Annotated in this window: 13 protein-coding genes and 1 riboswitch; of the genes, 4 read left to right on the top strand and 9 right to left on the bottom strand. The window is 65.5% G+C overall.

Translation table 11 applies throughout. The annotated features are described in order from the left end of the window. Positions 1–88 precede the first annotated feature (88 nt). Complete coding sequence (locus ACOI1H_RS17480) at positions 89–1,606, bottom strand: NAD(P)(+) transhydrogenase (Re/Si-specific) subunit beta (RefSeq protein WP_422439122.1); 1,518 nt, start codon at positions 1,604–1,606, stop codon at positions 89–91. 10 nt (positions 1,607–1,616) lie between these two features. Continuing rightward, positions 1,617–3,188 (bottom strand): Re/Si-specific NAD(P)(+) transhydrogenase subunit alpha, encoded by a 1,572-nt coding sequence (locus ACOI1H_RS17485; RefSeq protein WP_422439123.1) that lies wholly within the window; start codon positions 3,186–3,188, stop codon positions 1,617–1,619. Positions 3,189–3,376: 188 nt separating this feature from the next. On the opposite strand from ACOI1H_RS17485, the gene ACOI1H_RS17490 reads away from it, so the two are divergent. Together ACOI1H_RS17490 and kynU are read left to right on the top strand one after the other, a co-directional pair. Beyond that, positions 3,377–4,138, top strand: coding sequence for an SDR family NAD(P)-dependent oxidoreductase (locus ACOI1H_RS17490; RefSeq protein WP_422439124.1), 762 nt, complete (start codon positions 3,377–3,379; stop codon positions 4,136–4,138). Positions 4,139–4,150: 12 nt separating this feature from the next. After that, positions 4,151–5,341, top strand: coding sequence for a kynureninase (gene kynU, locus ACOI1H_RS17495; protein ID WP_422439134.1), 1,191 nt, complete (start codon positions 4,151–4,153; stop codon positions 5,339–5,341). Between the two features lie 181 nt (positions 5,342–5,522). Here the strand turns inward: kynU and ACOI1H_RS17500 are convergent, their stop codons facing one another. The 7 genes from ACOI1H_RS17500 to ACOI1H_RS17530 all read right to left on the bottom strand — a co-directional run bounded on the left by ACOI1H_RS17500 (position 5,523) and on the right by ACOI1H_RS17530 (position 16,758). Next, a complete protein-coding gene (locus tag ACOI1H_RS17500) occupies positions 5,523–6,440 on the bottom strand; it encodes a calcium/sodium antiporter (protein ID WP_422439125.1) in 918 nt (305 codons plus the stop codon). A gap of 104 nt (positions 6,441–6,544) precedes the next feature. Next, the gene (locus ACOI1H_RS17505) at positions 6,545–7,771 is read right to left on the bottom strand and encodes a D-amino acid dehydrogenase (RefSeq protein WP_422439126.1); all 1,227 of its coding nucleotides are present in this window, start codon (positions 7,769–7,771) and stop codon (positions 6,545–6,547) included. A 152-nt stretch (positions 7,772–7,923) separates the two neighbouring features. Then, positions 7,924–8,010: riboswitch (glycine riboswitch) on the bottom strand. 92 nt (positions 8,011–8,102) lie between these two features. Then, entirely contained in the window at positions 8,103–9,272 is a 1,170-nt protein-coding gene (locus ACOI1H_RS17510) for an HlyD family efflux transporter periplasmic adaptor subunit (RefSeq protein ID WP_422439127.1), read from the bottom strand. After that, positions 9,272–11,551 carry an ATP-binding cassette domain-containing protein gene (locus tag ACOI1H_RS17515; protein WP_422439128.1) on the bottom strand — a complete coding sequence of 760 codons (2,280 nt, stop codon included), beginning with the start codon at positions 11,549–11,551 and terminating at the stop codon, positions 9,272–9,274. The genes ACOI1H_RS17510 and ACOI1H_RS17515 overlap by 1 nt, the downstream gene beginning before the upstream one ends. Continuing rightward, entirely contained in the window at positions 11,548–12,879 is a 1,332-nt protein-coding gene (locus tag ACOI1H_RS17520; RefSeq protein WP_422439129.1) for a TolC family protein, read from the bottom strand. Before ACOI1H_RS17520 ends, ACOI1H_RS17515 begins: the two co-directional genes overlap by 4 nt. Before the next feature lie 96 nt (positions 12,880–12,975). After that, positions 12,976–15,702, bottom strand: coding sequence for an Ig-like domain-containing protein (locus ACOI1H_RS17525; RefSeq protein ID WP_422439130.1), 2,727 nt, complete (start codon positions 15,700–15,702; stop codon positions 12,976–12,978). A gap of 156 nt (positions 15,703–15,858) precedes the next feature. Beyond that, positions 15,859–16,758 (bottom strand): YihY/virulence factor BrkB family protein, encoded by a 900-nt coding sequence (locus ACOI1H_RS17530; RefSeq protein WP_422439131.1) that lies wholly within the window; start codon positions 16,756–16,758, stop codon positions 15,859–15,861. A 162-nt stretch (positions 16,759–16,920) separates the two neighbouring features. On the opposite strand from ACOI1H_RS17530, the gene ACOI1H_RS17535 reads away from it, so the two are divergent. Further along, a complete protein-coding gene (locus tag ACOI1H_RS17535) occupies positions 16,921–17,559 on the top strand; it encodes a nucleoside/nucleotide kinase family protein (protein ID WP_422439132.1) in 639 nt (212 codons plus the stop codon). A 141-nt stretch (positions 17,560–17,700) separates the two neighbouring features. Next, positions 17,701–17,910 (top strand): hypothetical protein (locus ACOI1H_RS17540; protein ID WP_422439133.1); only part of this gene is annotated, 210 nt, incomplete at its 3' end.

Raw genomic sequence — 17,910 nt, forward strand, 5'->3', positions numbered from 1 at the left:
TTCGCTTTGACGATAAAATAGCCCCGCCCACAAGGGCTCCGGACCGGAACGTAGTGTTTCCGATCCGGCGATTGGCACCCTTGTCCGATCAATCGATCTTGGGCAGCAGCTCTTCCAGCGACTTCTTCGCGTCGCCGTAGAACATCCGCGTATTTTCTTTGAAGAACAAGGGGTTCTCGATACCCGAATACCCCGTCCCCTGCCCGCGCTTGGACACGAAGACCTGCTTGGCCTTCCAGACCTCTAGCACCGGCATTCCCGCGATGGGGCTGTTGGGATCGTCCTGCGCGGCGGGGTTTACGATGTCGTTGGACCCGATCACGATGGCGACGTCCGTCGTCGGAAAATCTTCGTTGATCTCGTCCATTTCCATCACGATGTCATAAGGCACCTTCGCCTCGGCCAGCAGCACGTTCATGTGGCCGGGCAGACGGCCCGCGACGGGGTGGATGGCGAAGCGCACCGTCTTGCCCTGTGCGCGCAGCTTGGTCACCAACTGGCTGACCGCTTGCTGTGCCTGTGCCACGGCCATGCCGTAACCGGGGATGATGATGACGCTGTCGGCTTCGTTCAGCGCCGTCGCCACACCGTCGGCGTCGATCGCGATCTGCTCGCCCTCGACCGCCATCGCAGGGCCGGTGGTGCCGCCAAAGCCGCCAAGGATCACCGAGATGAACGACCGGTTCATCGCCTTGCACATGATGTAGGACAGGATCGCACCGCTTGACCCAACCAGCGCGCCGGTCACAATCAGCAGGTCGTTGCCAAGGGTGAAACCGATCGCCGCCGCAGCCCAGCCGGAATAGCTGTTCAGCATCGACACGACGACGGGCATGTCCGCGCCGCCGATACCCATGATCAGATGCCAGCCGATAAAGCCCGCGATCAGCGTCACCAGCACCATCGTCCAGATGCCAGCACCCTGCGCGAACATGATCCCCAGCAGCACCGACACGATCAGCGCGACCGCGTTCAGGTAGTGGCCGGAAATGAAGGGGATCGCATTGTCGTCACTGGGCAGCATCAGCTTCTTCGGCTTGCCATCGACCTTGCCGGCCAGCTTGCCAAAGGCCACGATGGACCCGGTGAATGTCACCGCGCCGATGAAAATGCCCAGAAAGACCTCGACCTTCAGGATCGCGATCTCGACCGCATCCTTGTGCCACAGCTTTTCTCCAAAGCCGGTCAGTTCCGTGCCGACCGGGATCGGCACCGACGCGCCGTCCGCGATGGACGGCACACCCATCGCCGCCGCCTGCATCTGTTGCACGGCGTGCAGCATGATGTCGGCGTTCAACCCGATGAACACCGCCGCAAGGCCGACAAAGCTGTGCAATGCCGCGACGAGTTGCGGCATTTCCGTCATCTGCACCTTCCCCGCGACGTAATATCCGGCAAAGCCACCTGCCGCGATGGCGATCAGGATCAGGAACACGTTGTAGACGCCCGGCCCGAAGACCGTGGCGACAACCGCCAGCGCCATGCCGGTGATGCCGTACCAGACGGCGCGTTTCGCGCTTTCCTGGTTGTTCAGGCCACCCAAGGCCAGGATGAACAGGACGGCGGACGCGATATAGGCCGCCGATGTGATGCCAACTGAAAACATGGGACCCTCCTCAGGACTTCTGGAACATGGCGAGCATGCGCCGCGTGACGAGGAACCCGCCGACGATGTTGATGGAGGCGATCAAAACCCCGATGAAGCTGAGCAGCACCACAATCCAGCTGTTCGCCCCGATCTGAAGCAGCGCTCCCAGGATCACGATCCCCGAGATCGCGTTGGTTATGGCCATCAGTGGCGTGTGCAACGAATGTGCCACGCCCCAGATGACCGAAAAACCGATGAAGCACGACAGCGCGAAGACGATCAGGTGCGACATGAAGCTTTCGGGCGCATAGGCCCCGATCAGCAGCATCAGCAACCCACCCACGACCAGCAGCATGACCTGTGACTTCGTCTGCGCCTTGAAGGTCGCGACCTCGCCCGCGCGCTTCTCGGCCGGGGTCAGGTCCTTCGGCCTTTCCTTCTTTGGGGCCGCCGCGATGGCGGCGATCTTGGGTTTGGGCGGCGGAAAGGTCACTTCGCCCGCATGGGTCGCCGTGGCACCCCGAATGACGTCGTCATCCATGTTGTGGTCGATGTCGCCGTCCTTGTCCGGCGTCAGGTCGGAGACCATGTGCCGCACGTTGGTCGCATACAGCAAGGAGGCCTGCGTCGCCATGCGGCTGGGGAAATCGGTGTAGCCGACGATGGTGACGCCGTTGTCGGTGACGATCTTTTCGTCCTTCACGGTCAGCTTGCAGTTGCCGCCGCGTTCCGCCGCAAGGTCGATGATGACCGATCCGGGCTTCATGGATTTCACCATGTCCTCGGTCCAAAGCTCTGGTGCGTCGCGGCCGGGGATCAGCGCCGTCGTGATGACGATGTCCATATCGGGCGCGATCTCTCGGAACTTCGCAAGCTGGGCTGCCGCGAACTCCGGGCTGGACACGGCGGCATAGCCGCCCGTCGCGGACCCGTCCTGCTTTTCCTCGAAGTCGAGGAAGACGAACTGCGCGCCCATCGATTCGACCTGTTCAGCCACCTCGGCGCGGACGTCAAAGGCGTAGGTGATGGCACCCAATGACGTCGCCGTGCCGATGGCCGCCAACCCTGCCACACCGGCCCCGATGACCAGCACCTTGGCGGGCGGCACCTTGCCTGCGGCAGTCACCTGCCCGGTGAAGAAGCGGCCGAAGTTGCTGCCCGCCTCGATCACCGCGCGGTAGCCCGCGATATTGGCCATCGAGGACAGGGCGTCCACCTTCTGCGCGCGAGAAATGCGCGGCACCATGTCCATCGCGATGACCGTGGCCCCCTGCGCATTGGCAGCGGCCAGCAGGTCGGCGTTCTGGCCGGGATAGAAGAACGAGATCAGCGTCTGGCCGTCGCGCAGCAGTTTCACCTCATCATCCGACGGCGGGCGCACCTTGGCCACGATGTCGGCCTGCGCATAAAGCGCCGCCGCATCATCCACCACGGTCACGTCGGCGGCGCGATAGGCGTCGTCGGTGAACCCGGCCTTCTGTCCGGCCCCCGCCTCGATCAGGCAGTCATGCCCCAGCTTTTGCAAATCCTTGGCCGAGGCGGGTGTCATCGCCACCCGCGCCTCGCCGGTGAACACTTCCTTCGGTGCGCCGATTTTCACAGCCCGTCCCCCTCTCGCCTTGCCGCATGACGCGGCTTTGTGCGCAACATTATTTCACAAACCGGGGGTTGCAAGGGCATTCCGGCCCGGGACGCGGCACCTGTGGCATATTGCGTGAAATCGCGCCTGCCCCCTTTGCGCCCCGGTGTCCTGAGGCTAGCATCTGCCGCACAGCCGGGGAGGACACGATGGAACATGACGGCAGGCATGCCCTTGTGACAGGGGGCGGCAGCGGCATCGGACGCGCCATCGCAGAGGCACTGGCCGCCGCGGGGGCCGAGGTCACGATCACCGGGCGCCGCGCCGAGGTGCTGGAGGAGGTCGCGGCCACATCGCCCCGTCTGCATGCGCTGGTGATGGATGTCGCCGACGAAGGGTCTGTCCGCGACGGCGTGGCGCAGGCTGCTGCCGCACGCGGACCCATTGCGATCTGCGTGGCCAATGCGGGAATTGCCGAAGGCGGCCCCTTCATGGACACGTCGCTGGCCGCGTGGCGCAAGACCATGACGACCAATCTGGACGGTGTGTTCCTGACATTTCAGGCGGCCCTTGCCAGCCTGCCCGACGACCGCCCCGGCCGCTACATCGTCGTCAGCTCCATCGCCGGGGTGCGGGGGCTGAAGAACGCGATTCCCTATACCGCGTCGAAGCATGGCGTGATTGGCCTGATCCACGGGCTGAGCGAGGAGTTCATGCATAAACGTCCCGTGACGTTCAACGCGCTGTGTCCCGGCTACGTCGATACGGATATCGTCCACAACCAGTTGCCAGGCCTGATGCGGCGTTTCGATGTGGACCGCGCCGGGGCAGAGGCGATCGTGGCGAAAGGCAACCGTCACAAGCGATTGCTGCAGGTGGACGAGACGACGGCGGCGGCACTGTGGCTGTGTTCGGATGCCGCGCGCAGCGTCAATGGCCAGTCGATCCAGATCGCCGGCGGACAGGTTTAGGGGCAAAGGATCATCATGACATTCGAGACCCGCAAGGACCTGTTCCATTTGCCAGAGGGGATGATCTACCTCGACGGCAACTCGCTGGGCCCGCTGCCGAAGGCTGCGGCGGCCCGTGTCATGCGGACCTTGCAGGACGAGTGGGGCGAGATGGTCATCACCGGCTGGAACCGGGCCGGCTGGATGGCGCAGCCGATGGCGCTGGGGGACCGGATCGGGCGGCTGATCGGGGCAGAGCCCGGCCATGTGACGCTGGGCGACACCCTGTCGATCAAGGTGTTCCAGGCGTTGGCGGCGGCCCTTGCGATGACGGACCGGACGGTGATCCTGTCGGACAGCGGCAATTTCCCATCCGACCTCTATATCGCGCAGGGACTGATTGCGGCATTGGGACGGGGGCTGGAACTGCGGGTCGTGGCACCGGAGGCGGTCGCGGATCAGATTACCGACGATGTGGCGGTGATGATGCTGACACAAGTGGATTGCCGGACGTGGCGGCTGCACGACATGGCGCACCTGACGGCCCGGGCGCAGACGAAGGGCGTTCTGACGGTCTGGGACCTCGCGCATTCGGCGGGTGCGATGGACGTGGACATGGCGGGATGTGGCGCGGACTTTGCGGTCGGCTGCACCTATAAATACCTCAACGGCGGACCCGGCGCGCCGGCATTCATCTACGTCGCGCCGCGCCATGCGCAGACCGCGCGGCCGGTGCTGGCGGGGTGGCTGGGCCACGACGCGCCCTTCGCGTTCGAGCAGTCCTACCGTCCCGGTGACGGCGTGGCGCGGATGCGGGTCGGCACGCCGCCGGGGATCCAGATGGCAGCACTGGATGCGGCGATGGATATCTGGGACGGCGTGGACATGGCGGCGCTGCGCGCGGCCTCTGTCGCGCTGACCGAACGGTTCATCGCGGGGGTCGAGGCGGCTTGCCCAGACCTTGCGCTGGCATCACCCCGCGACCCGGCGCAGCGGGGCAGTCAGGTGTCGTTCCGGCACCCGGAAGGCTACGCCATGATGCAGGCCTGCATCGCGGCGGGCGTGGTCGGAGATTTCAGGGCACCGGACATCCTGCGGTTCGGGTTCACGCCGCTGTTCATCGACGCGGACTACGTGGACCGGGCCGTGGCCATCATCGCGGGGGTGATGCGCGACAGGCTGTGGGACGACCCCGCCTTTGCCGCGAAGGCCGCCGTTACATGACAGACGCCGCATGTTTCGCGTGCGATACATATTATGTAAAACGCACCCGAAATCTTCATGTTGATGACCGGATGATTGATCTACGGCGCGCAAGCCGCGCGGTCGTCGACCGGCGCGGTTCGCATCTTGACCCTTTCGGGCATGGTCCTGAACGATGTGTTACGATCGGAAATCCGGCCCGCTACTGTGCGAACCAGACATAGGCGACGTAGGCCACAAGGAGGATCACGCCGATCACCCGCCCGATCACCGGGCGCGTCAGCAACAGCGCTGTCAGCACGACCGAGGCTGCGATCATGATCGGCAGGTCGAAGGTCAGGAAGCGGTCGGCGACAGGCACCGGCTTGATCAGCGCGGTGATGCCGAGGATGCCCAGCACGTTGAAGATGTTGGACCCGACGATGTTGCCGATCGCGATCTCGGACTGGCGGCGGAAGGCCGCGATGATCGAGGTCGCGAGTTCCGGCAGCGAGGTGCCGACCGCCACGATGGTCAGTCCGATGAACGCCTCTGACACGCCGAAGCCGCGGGCGATGGATACCGACCCGTCGACGAGGAACCGCGCGCCGAACAGCAGGATCACGAGGCCACCCAGCACCCAGAGCGCAGAGATGGCCATCGAGGACGGCACCTTGGTGTCCGCATCGTCGTCCACCGCGTCGCCGGGTTGCAGGTAGGCCCAAGTGAGATAACCGGCCAGCGCCAGCACCAGCAGGCCGCCCGACAGCCGGCCGATTTCGCCCAGAGCGAAGATCGGCACGAGGACGAAGGCCGCCGCAAGCATGACGGCGGTATCGCGCCGCAGGGTGCCACCGGACACGCGGATCGGCCAGACGAGGCAGGTCAGGCCCACGATCAGCAGGATGTTCGCGATGTTCGAGCCCACGATGTTGCCGACCGCGATGTCAGGCACGCCGCGCAGCGCGGCCTGCACGGACACGAGCAGTTCCGGCGTCGACGTGCCGAAGCCGACGACCGTCAGGCCGATCAGCAGCGGCGGGATCGCAAGGCGCTTGGCAATGCCGACGCTGCCGCGCACAAGGGCTTCACCACCGAAAAACAGACCGATCAGGCCGGCCACAACGTAAAGATAATCCAACAGAAACCCCTTGGGCAGCCTGTCCGCCCGAGGGGGTAGATAGGGATCACGGACCCGTGTCGGCAATGACCCCGGCGTGATTTATTTCCGCCGGTGCCACCAGGTCACGCGGGTATGTCGGCCTTGATGCGGTCGCCGATGATCTCGGCCGTGGCGGCGGAGAGCGTCCAGCCGAGGTGGCCGTGGCCCGTGTTGTAGTAAACGCCGGTGCGGCGGCCCGCGTCGACCTTGGGCAGCATGTTGGGCATCATCGGGCGCAGGCCGGCCCAGGGGACGGCGTGCTCGGTGACGACGTCGGGAAAATAGTCCTCGACCCAGCGCACGAGCGGCCGCACGCGGTCGTCGCGGATGTCCCAATTGTAGCCGTTGAATTCCGCCGTGCCGGCGATGCGCAGGCGGTCGGCACCAAGGCGGGAGGTCACGACCTTGGCCTTGTCGTCCAGCAGGCTGACCCAGGGGGCGGCGGCGCGGCTGGTGTCGTCGTCCAGCCGCACGGTGATCGAATAGCCCTTGACCGGGTAGATGTTCACGCGGTCGCCCAGCATCCGGCCGAACTTTCGGCTGTTGACGCCGGCGCAGACGACAAGCGCGTCGAACGCCTCGTCGAACGCTGCACCCTTGTTGTCCTTCCAGTGGACGGTGTGGCCGCCGTCCTTCTGCGCGATCTTCGTCACGTCGGAACTGTAATGAAAGGTGACGCCCTTGCGCTGGCAAGCCTCCGACAGGCCCCGGCTGTATAGGTGGATGTCGCCGGTGGCGTCCGAAGCGGTGAAGAAGCCGCCGTAAAAGTCGCCGTGGACCGCGGGCTCGATGGTCTTGATCTCGGACGGGGTAACGGGGCGACGGTCCAGGCCGCCTTCGGCCAGCAGGGCGTTGACCGTGGTGGCGTGGTCATAGTCCGCCTTGGTCTTGTAGACGTGCAGGATGCCGCGCTCCTCGACGTCGAAGGCAAAGCCTTCCTTGGCGGCGGTGGCGTGCAGGTGTTCGCGCGCGGCGATGGCGAGGCGGACGGTTTCGACGGTGTTGGCGCGGTAATGCGGGATGTTGGCCACGAATTCGGCCATCCACGAATACTTGTGCCAGCTCGGCTTCGGGTTCACCAGCAGCGGCGCGCTGCGCTGGGTCATGTATTTCAGGCCCTTGAAGACCGTGGACCACTGGTTCCAGACCTCTGCGTTCGACGCGGACAACTGCCCGCCGTTGGCAAAGGACGTGTCCATTGCGGCGTAGCGGTTCTGGTCGTACACGGTGACGGCATAGCCGCGATTGAGAAGGGCGTAGGCGGTGGTCACGCCGGTCACACCGGCGCCGATGACGGCAATTCTTTTCATGGCTTTCAAGCCCCCGAAAGAGATCACGTTATGATGCGGAACGATCCGCACCGGCGACCCCCTCTGTCATCGCACCTGAGAGCTTACGCAGGCGCAGGCCCGCTTTCCCCTTCGGTGGGCCCCGACGCATGGGACCGCTTTCCAGATCGTCGGCTTGTCGTGCAGTCCGTTTGCCTGAGAGTTTCCGGGGGGTTGCTCCTTCGGCGCCGGTGTAAACCGGTCTCTCCTGCACAAGCTTTCGTGACGCCTTCTGGTTAGGTCCGATCGCGCGACACGGCAAGTCCGAAAGCGCGGTGGCACCGCTGTCGCGTGGGTCGGTGCCGTTTCCCGCCTATTTTTCGTGCAGGGCTTCTTGCGAGCGATAGAGAGGCTTGGTCAGGTAGTGCAGGATCGTCTTCTCTCCGGTGTGCAGTTCGACGTTTGCGACAAGACCGGGCCGCATCTCGATCCGCTGCTGGCGCGCGCCAAGATCGATGTCGTCCACCCGGACGCTGACGCGGTAATGCGGGTCGCCGTCGGGGCGGCGTTCATCCTTGAAGGTGTCGGCCGAGATGTTCTGCACGACACCCTTGAGACTGCCGTAAATCGTGTAATCGTAGGCCGACAACTTGATCGTGGCAATCTGGCCGGTGGTGACGTTGGCGATGTCCTGCGGCTTCACATGCGCCTCGACGTAAAGCGCGTCGTCCAGCGGGATGATCTGAAAGATTTCCTCGCCGGGACGGATGGTGCCGCCGATGGTCGTGACGCCCAGGTTGTTGACCACGCCGCGCATCGGCGCGCGGATCACGGTGCGTTCCAGCTGGTCGGTGGCAAAGGCCAGTTGCTGTTTCAGCTTGGCCAGCCCCGCCAGCACTTCGGAATATTCGTTGGCGCGCGCGAGTTCGGCCCCGGTCACGACCTCGTTGTACTTGATCTCGGCATCGGCAAAGGATTTGCGCGCACGGCTGGTTTCCGACAGGGACACGATCTCGCGCGCGAGCATGTCCTCCATGTCGTCGAGCTCGCGTTTTGTTTCTGCCATGATCCGCTGGGCACCGTCCACCTTGGACGCGTAGTCGGCCTGTCGCGCGGCCAGAAGCTGGCGTTCGGAGGCCACCATCGCGGGGCTGGCGCTGGCGATCGGGGCGGGCACGTCGAAATCGAAGAGGCCCGCCATTTCCGCCTCGAGCCGCAGGCGGCGGATGTCGGCGGCGTTGATCTGCTGCTGAAGGTCGCCGACCTGCGCCACGTACTGCGTGCCTTCCAGCCGGGCGAGGATCTGGCCGTTGTCCACCGCGTCGCCTTCGGCCACCAGAAGTTCGCCGAGGATACCGCCTTCGAAGTTCTGGATGATCTGCGGGCGGGACGCGCTGACGACCTCGCCGGGGGCGCGGACGATTTCATCGACCCAGGCGAATTTGGCCCAGAGGATGAACAGCAGGACCGTGGCGCCGACCAGCCAGATGATCAGCGAGGGGCGGCGCATCTGGCCTTCGAATTCGTGATCCGCGAGAGCCATTACGATGCTTCCTTGTTCATGTGGGCGAGCACGTCGTCGCGCGGGCCATCGACGGCAAGGCGTCCGTTGTGCAGGACTATCGTGCGGTCGGTCAGGTGCAGCAGCGCCATGCGGTGCGTGGCGATGACGGCGGTGCGGCCCTGCAACCATTGTCCCAGACGCGCGACCAACGCCTTTTCCAGCGTCTGGTCGAGGGCGGAGGTCGGTTCGTCCAGAAGGCAGACGGACGGGTCCTGCAACCACAGCCGCGCCCAGCCGATGGACTGGCGCTGGCCGACCGAGAGCCCTGCCCCGCCATCGCGGATGATCAGATCGAGTCCCTTGGGGTGGTTGCGCACGAAATCGCCAAGCCCGCCGAAATCGAGCGAGGCCAGCAGGCGGTCGTCGTCGCGTTCAAGCTGTGTGAGGTTGAGGTTGTCGCGCAGGGTGCCGGCGAAGAGCTTCACCTCTTGCCCCAGATACCCGACGCCGCGACGCAGGTCACGGGCCAGCACCTGCCCCATGTCGACACCGTCGATCAGCACGCGCCCGGCGGTGGGCTGGTTGAGGCCAGAGAGCAGCTTGAGCAGCGTCGACTTGCCGGACCCGTTGGCCCCCAGCACGGCGACGCGCTGGCCCGCCTGGATCGTGAGGGCGGGAATGTCGAGGGCACGGGCACCCTCCTCGTCGTAGGTATAGGACATCTCGCGCAGGTCGTAGCGCCCGGCGATCCGTTCGCGGCGCAGATAGGTGCGGTCCGCGTCGTGGTCTTGCGGCGCAGTCACGATCTTGTCCAGTGCATCCAGCGCCGCGCGGGTGTTCGACCAGCGCGAGATCAGGCCAGAGAGGCCGTTCAGCGGGCCCAGCGTGCGCGAGGTCAGGATGCCGACGGCAATGATCGTGCCGACGGTGAATTCGCCCTTGAAGACAAGGAAGGTGCCCATCACCACGGCGGCCACATAGGTCGCCTGCTGCACGCCCTGCGCCCAGTAGGTCAGCGTCGTGGACAGCCGCCGCTGTTCCGAGGTCGAGATCGCGGAGAGGCCGGTCAGTTCGGCCCAGATGCGGGCAAAGCGGTCTTCGGCGCGCTGCGATTTGATGGTGTCGGCCTCGAACACCGCCTCTTGCAGCAGGCGTGACGACCGGGTGGACGCGCCCTGTGCGGCCAGCGTCAGTTTCATCATCTTCTTCTGCGCCAGAAGCGACGGCAGGACCATCAGGACGCCGCCCGCGATCAGCACCCAGACGACCGGGCCTCCGATCGACCAGACCAGCGCGAGAAAGAGGAAGATGAACGGAATGTCGGTCAACGACCCGATGGTCGAGGCGGTGAAGAATTCGCGCACGGCGGAAAAGTCACGGAACGCCGAAAAGGTCGTGGACGGCGTCTGGCCCGGCAGGCCGGAGCGCATGCCCAGCAGCTTGCCCATGATCATGTCCTGCAGGCGCAGTTCGATCCGCCGGCCTGCCCCGTCCATCAGATGGGCGCGGGCGATGCGCAGGCACGCCTCGAGCAGCATGGCGATGCCGGCACCGATGGTCAGCACCCAGAGCGTCGCGATGGACTGGTGCGGGATCACGCGGTCGTAGACCTGAAGCGAAAACAGCGCGACGGCGACGGCCAGCAGGTTCGCGACGAGCGACCCCAGGGCGACTTCGCCGATCACCCGGCGAAAGCTGCCGAATTCGGACCAGAACCAGTGACCGGGCTTGGCCTGGATTGCATGGCGGCGGGTCAGTTCGGCGGCTGGCACTTCGGCGCGGATGATGCGGCCGGTGAAGTGCTCGACGAAATCCGACAGCGGCACCTCTTCGCGGTGATCGGCGGCGTTCGGGTCATGCAGGATGATCGTGTCGCGGGTCTGCGACAGCACGAGCACGAGGGTATCCGAGGTCAGACGCGCGACGGCGGGCCAGTCGGCGGCAGTCGGCGGCAAGGCGGTGCGGGCGGTCGCGCGCAGGCCCGCGTCGTTCAGGGCCGCGACAAGCGTTTCGGCGGGCAGGCCCGCGCTCGCGTCATCGATCTGTCGGTCGAGGATGTCGGTCGGCTTCAGATCGACGCCCAGGATCCCGGCATAGGTGGCGACGACACTGGCGCGCAGCCGGGCCGTCGCGTCATCGCGCGATGTGACGGCGAGGATGGGGGCCGCAGGTGCGGACAGATCGACGGGCCCATCGGCTGCAGGGGCCGAAGCGGGGGCGGTGTCGGTGTCGGGCACGGGTCTGGACAGATCGCCGATGCGGGTGATCTTGCCGCCCTTGGTCCCTGTCACGTCGAAGGCCAGCACGGGTCCGGTCATATCTTGTCTCCATCCACCAGCACGCCCTTGAGGGCGGCGATCTTCAGCTCCACGCGGGCGACCTCGAACGGCAGGGACGCCGCCTCTCGACGCAGGCGGACGGCACTTTCGAACACGCCGACGACATCGTTGACACCGCGCTGCCCGGCCTTCTGCTGGGCGGCGAAGCTGCGATAGTTTTCCTCTGCCCCGGCGGCGAGGCTGGCGGTCTGTTCCTGCTGACGCCGCAGGGACGCGAGTTCGCCTTCCAGCGCGCGCAGGCTGCGTTCGGCGTCTTCGCGGACCTGTCCGACGCGCGCCGCGGCGGCGGTCGACTGCTGGTCGGCGGCGGCAAGGGCGGCCCCGGTGCCGAAACCCACACCCTGATCGGCCTGGGCGGTCAGCCCGACGTCGGAGCCGTTGTCGGACACCGATCCCACCGCCGTCAGGCCGGGCAGGAATCCCGCACGGGTGGCTTTTGCCTCTGCCACGGTGCGGGTCGCCTCGGCCTCGGCCTTGACGACGGCGAGGGGCGTGGCGGTCAGGTCTTCGGGCAGGCTGGACAGCCCGGTCACCCCGTCCAGCGATGATGCCGACATCGCGGCCAGTTCGGCGCGCGCGGCGCTTGCGGCTTCGCGGTCAGAGGCCATGTCAGCCTGCATCTGGTTCAGTTTCTGCTGGACGATCATGCGGTCGACGGCGTTGGACACGCCGCCCTTGACCCGTTCGTCCATGATCCAGGCATAATGCTGCATGTCGGCCATCGCGGCGGCGTTCACGGCGGCGCGCGCCTCGGCCTTCTGCGCGGCAAGATAAAGCGTGAGCGCGTCCTGCACGCGGTCGTTGGTGTCCTGTGCGAGGGCCACGGCGGCAACCTCGACATCGGCCTTGGCGTAGGCGCGTTCGGCTTTCTTGCGGCCGTTGTCGAACAGGACCTGTTCCACGACCAGCGAGGTCACGACGGTGCCGAGCGATGTGAGGGAAACCTGCGGCCCCAGCGTCGGCAGCCAGTTCTTCGAGCGCGCCTCGGCGCGCAGGGCGGCAGCGCGCAGTTCCGCCTCGGCCGCGCGGGCATTGGCGGCAAGGACGGCGTCCGCGACCTGGGTATAGGGGCCTTGCGGCAGGATCGAACGGCGGGTCAGCAGGGACGCGATAACCTCTGACCGGGTGCCATCGGGTGTTTCGGCGTTCAAGGCAGGTGCGGTGGGGTCTGCGACGGCTGCGGGCTTGCCGAAACCAATGGCAGAGAACGGCGACCGACTGACGCCTTCGGGGCCGGCTGAACAGCCGCCCAGTGCCACCAACGCGCACAGTGCGATGATGGTGTTGCTATATGCCTGCTGTCCCACGTCTGTTCCGCCCCGGATTCTTATTATGGTGGCATGCCCCTCGCCTGTCGGGGGCATGGGGGGCCGGACGTTGCCGGCCCCCCTGGATCGAAACGGTCAGACCAGGGTCGTGTTGAACTGGACGTCGTGATCGATCTTGAGCACGCTGTCCCCGCCGACGCTGTAGACGTCGTAGGCCTGATTGTTGATCGTCTCGGTCCCGGTCAGCGTCGCGGTGCCGGCGAAGGTCACGGCGTCGTCGGTAGCGCCGTGGACGACCAGCACGTTGTCGTTGGTCGACAGCTTGTCGAGATCGGCCTTGGTCAGCGACAGCACCGACTTGTCCGCGTAGGTCAGGTCGATGGCACCGATGTTGAAGGTGCTGAGCCCGGTCGCCTTGACGTTCACGACGTTGGTGGCCTGTTCGTCCAGCACCAGCAGGGTCGAGCTGGTGTTGCCGTTGGTGTCGGTCGCGGTCACGACCAGTTGCTTGCCGTCCACGATCGGGCTGTCGAAACCGAACTCCAGCTCTTCCGTCCGGCCGTTGAGATAGCGGTCGGCGTTGCTGGCGACCAGCGTCTTGCCGTTGGCACCCGAGTCGTAGGAGTGGACCTGGATGCTGTCGTCGGTGTTGTCGATGGCGATGTCGCGAACGCCGTTTTCATAAAGACCGATGCCTTCCATGCCGGGCGCTTCGGGGGCCGATGTGTCGACCAGCACCGTGTCCGAGAGCGACCGGGTGTTGCCGGCGGCATCGGTTGCGTTGATCTCGATCGCGGCGGTGTATTCGCCGGTCCGGATTTCGGACGCGAGAAAGTTCACCGTCCAGGTGCCGCTGGCGTTCACGGTGGCCTGATGCGTCGTCCCGTCGAAGGTCACCATGACGGTTGACCCCTTCTCGACCTGACCCGTCAGGGTGATGCCGTCCGCCGCTTCCTTGCGGTTGATGATGTCGTTGCCTTCGACCACGCCGGGATGGGTCAGGGTGTTGACCCAGGTGTCCATGTTGACGGTGCCGGTCGTCGTCGCGGTGTTGCCAGCAACGTCGGTCGCCTTGACCGAGACCGGATAGCCGCCCTCGATATTGCCCTGCGGGATTTCCGAGGCGGCGAAGTCGGCGGACCAGACACCCGCGGCGTTGGCGGTCACGGTGTGGACGCCGGTGTGAAAGCGGACTTCGACCGTGGCGCCTGCATCGGCGGTGCCGTGCAGGGTGATGCCGTCGGACGCTTCGACCATGTTGACGATGCCGTCACGGCCTTCGACGTCGGAGGTGTCGATGGTGACCGCGATGTCGGTGTCGATGCGGACGGTGCCGCTGGTCGTCGCCACGTTGCCGGCCAGATCGGTCGATTTGGCCGAGATCGTCTGGTTATATTCGCCGCGCGTGATCTCGCTTGCAGCATAGGTCGTCGTCCAGACGCCGGCGCTGTTGGCCGTGACCGTGTGGGTCGCGGTGCCCAGCGTGACCTCGACCGTGGCGCCTGCCTCGGCGGTGCCGCGCACGGCGACGCCGCCGGTGGCGTTGCGTTCCGCCAGGTTGACGGTGTTGTCGCTGCCGCTGACCGGGAAGTTGATCGCCACGTCGGTGATCGTGTCGATTTCCAGCGTGTCGCTGACCGTGGCGGTGTTGCCGTGGTCGTCGGTCGACGTCACGGTGATCAGGCGGTCGTATTCGCCCTGCGGCAGGACGCCGGCCGCGACGTCCAGCGTCCAGGTGCCGCCGGTGACGGTCGCGTCATAGCTGTTGCCGCCGAAGGCCACGACCACGGCCGAACCGGCCTGCGTGGTGCCGGTCAGCACGACGCCGTCCGATTCCTCGACGAAGTTCACGGTGCCGTCGGTTTCCACCTTGGAGGCGTCGAAGATCACGAATGTCACGGTGTCGACATCGAGCGTGCCGGTATCGGTGGCGGAACCGCCTTCGTTCGTCACGGTAACGGCGACGGGCAGGTCGTATTCACCTTCGGGCAGATCGGTCGCGGGGATCTGGATGGTCCAGTTGCCGCCTGCGTCGATCGTGATCGGGACCGTGACAGTGCCGACACTGACGGTGCCGGTCGCGCCGGGCGTGCCGGTGCCGGAGATGTCGACGCCGTCGAGATAATCTTCCTTGTTGACGACATGGTCCTGCGCGCGGGTGCCCTCGGTGATGGCGACGACCGGCAGCACGGGACCTGTCGGATCAGTCGGATCGGTTGGGTCCGTCGGATCGGTCGGGTCCGTGGGATCAGTGGGATCGGTCGGGTCCGTGGGATCGGTCGGATCGGTGCCGCCATCGCCGCCGTCGCCGCCGGAATTGCCGCTGCCGCTGTCACCGCCGCTGCCGCCGACAAGGGCCAGACCGCCCACAGCCGCCGCACCGGCCGCACCCAGACTGCCAAGACCGCCAAGACCCGCCATCAGCGGCGCGGCCAGCATCGTCGCCTGCGCGTCATCGACGTTGTCGATGGGCAGCGCCGCGACCTGTGTGAAATACAGGTCGTCATCGGGGGACCATTTGCCGAAGCTGTCGCTGTCGACATACTGCGCCAGCATCAGGTTGCCGTCGCCGGGGACAAGCTGCACCTCGGCCAGTTGGCCACCGGAGGACAGGAACAACTGGTTCTGAGCCACACCCTCGGGGCTGAAGAAGCCCTGAATCGTGATGATCTCGCCATCGACGAGCATGACCTGAAGCGCCTGACCCTGACGGGCGTAGGACAGCACGTGGCTCCGCTCGAGGTTGAGCGAGACGTCGTCGCCCTGACCGATGATGATGTTTGCGTCCGCGCCCTTACCGGACACCTGACCACGCTGCAGCCCGCCCGCATCATTGCGGACGACGAATTCGATCGCCGACATACTACTTCTCCGCCTCATTGCGCGCCCATCAAGGGACACGTCCATTTTGATTGCAGTCAGGTTATCCGGAGAGATTTCGTTAAGCTAGGCGAAATGTGGCCGGGTCAGCCGCGAGCCAGCCGTCATGGTGACACATTTGCCATAGGACGGCGGAGGTCAGTGATGGCCATCGACGTTGCCATGCACCTGCAGATTGAGGGCAGCGCCCAGCAATATAAGGTAGGCAGTGATGTAGAGCCAAAGCAGCATGCCGATGACGGCCCCGATGGAGCCATAGACCTCGTTGTAGCGGCCGAAGTTGCCGAGGTAGTAGGACAGCCCCGCCGAGGCGGCGATCCACAGGATCACGGCGGTCCCTGCCCCGATCGTCATCCAGCGCAAGCGCGCGCCGCGCTGGTTCGGCCCGAAGCGGTAAAGCAGCGAGAGTGCGGCATAGAGGACGAACAGCGCCACCAGCCAGCGGATGCCTTCCAGCAGCCAGGCGGTATTGGTGTCGATATGGGCGAACTTCATCACGATGGGCGCGATGATGACGGCGATCAGCGCGGTGATCGCCAGCCCGACAAGCGCGATGGTCAAGGTCAGCGCGACCACGATCTCCTTGAAGCCGTTGCGCGCGGGGCGATTCGCGATGGCATTCAACCCCTCCATCAGGCCCGCGACCCCGGCCCGTGCCGCCCACAGCGCCAGCATCAGCGACAGGCCGGATGCGAATCCCAGCGTGCCGGTTTGCGCGGCCAGCAGCCGGCCCATCTGGGCGGCAAAGAGGTCGTAGGTCTCGGCCGGGATGATTTCCTTCATCAGCTCCAGCTGCTGGACGACGACGGCGGGATCGGCCAGCAAGCCGAAGATCGCGATGATCGCGGCGATGGCGGGAAACAGGGCGAACATCCCGAAAAAGGCGACGCCGGCGGCGATGAGCGAGATGTGCCGTTCCATCGCGATGGTCCAGACCGCCATGGCAAGCGTCCAAAGCCGCGCCACAGGGCCGGCTTTGGGTTTCGCATGCGCTTGCGCGGGCGTCTTGCCCACGCCGGTCTGGGCGACGTCGGTCATGGACATGATCTAGGGCATCGGGGGCACCTTGCCCACCCGGTGTGACATCGCGGTCATCCATGTTGTGAAAAAGGTGCAGGACGCGGACAGTTTCGCTACCCCAAGGGAACCGGCAAGGGTAGGATTTCCGAAACCGCGGCCAACGCGGACACGAGGGCAGACGTGCAGGACATCACCGACCAGATCAACCTGCTTGCAGAGCGGGTGCATAAGATGCGTGAGACGCAGGAGCGTATCCTGGTCGGGATCGCCGGCGCGCCGGGCAGCGGAAAATCGACGCTCGCGTCAGAGCTTGCGCGACGGCTGAACCTGCAACGCTGTCCGGCGATGATCGTGCCGATGGACGGCTTTCACCTGGATAACGCGGTGCTGGACGCGCGCGGGCTGCGCACCCGCAAGGGCGCGCCGGAAACCTTCGACGCCGACGGCTTTCTGCATCTGATCCGCCGCCTGACCGAGGCGATCGAGGTCGTGGCCCCGGTCTTTGACCGGTCGCGCGATCTGTCGGTGGCGGGGGCCGTCGTGGTGCCGGCCAACTGCGCCGTCATCATCGTCGAGGGCAACTACCTGATGTTCGACGAGATGCCCTGGGCAAACCTGGCCGGCCTGTGGGACCTGTCGGTGCGGTTGGAGGTCCCGATGCCCAAGCTGCGCGCCCGGCTGATCCAGCGCTGGCTGTCGCTGAACCATTCGCGCACCGCCGCCACCCGCCGTGCCGAAGGCAACGACATCCCCAACGCCGAACGGGTCATGCTGCGCGCCCTGCCCTGCGACATCACGCTGACGGACGCCGATGACTGAGTTGGAGTGCAGCCCGTCCCAGTAGACATGCAATCAGATCGGCACGTTGTCGAAGCACTCATCGCCAGGCTCGGACACTGTTCTCAGGGTTGGCACCTGAGCGTCAGCGATTGCATGCCTCAGTTTAAGCATGACGAGTTCTTGATCTATCGGGTCGGCCCTCACCAAGTGGCCGACCAGTTCTGCGATGGCATCCTCGAAACTCGACTTCATCACGCATCCTCCATTCCTGCCAAGGATATATCGGCTTTACTGGCGAACATCCTTCACGCCGAGTCAATTGACGATGCCGACGCATCGCTGCGTGGGCATCGTCAGAAACGATGTCAAACGAACCCCGCTATGACCTTG

The organism is Loktanella sp. DJP18 (assembly GCF_049310965.1).
Lineage (GTDB): Bacteria > Pseudomonadota > Alphaproteobacteria > Rhodobacterales > Rhodobacteraceae > Loktanella.

Excerpts from the sequence above, each read along its gene's own strand:
- ACOI1H_RS17480 (WP_422439122.1), bottom strand. The coding sequence starts at position 1,606 with ATGTTTTCAGTTGGCATCACATCGGCGGCCTATATCGCGTCCGCCGTC.
- ACOI1H_RS17490 (WP_422439124.1), top strand. The coding sequence starts at position 3,377 with ATGGAACATGACGGCAGGCATGCCCTTGTGACAGGGGGCGGCAGCGGC.
- ACOI1H_RS17505 (WP_422439126.1), bottom strand. The coding sequence starts at position 7,771 with ATGAAAAGAATTGCCGTCATCGGCGCCGGTGTGACCGGCGTGACCACC.
- ACOI1H_RS17510 (WP_422439127.1), bottom strand. The coding sequence starts at position 9,272 with ATGGCTCTCGCGGATCACGAATTCGAAGGCCAGATGCGCCGCCCCTCG.
- ACOI1H_RS17515 (WP_422439128.1), bottom strand. The coding sequence starts at position 11,551 with ATGACCGGACCCGTGCTGGCCTTCGACGTGACAGGGACCAAGGGCGGC.
- ACOI1H_RS17525 (WP_422439130.1), bottom strand. The coding sequence starts at position 15,702 with ATGTCGGCGATCGAATTCGTCGTCCGCAATGATGCGGGCGGGCTGCAG.
- ACOI1H_RS17530 (WP_422439131.1), bottom strand. The coding sequence starts at position 16,758 with ATGACCGACGTCGCCCAGACCGGCGTGGGCAAGACGCCCGCGCAAGCG.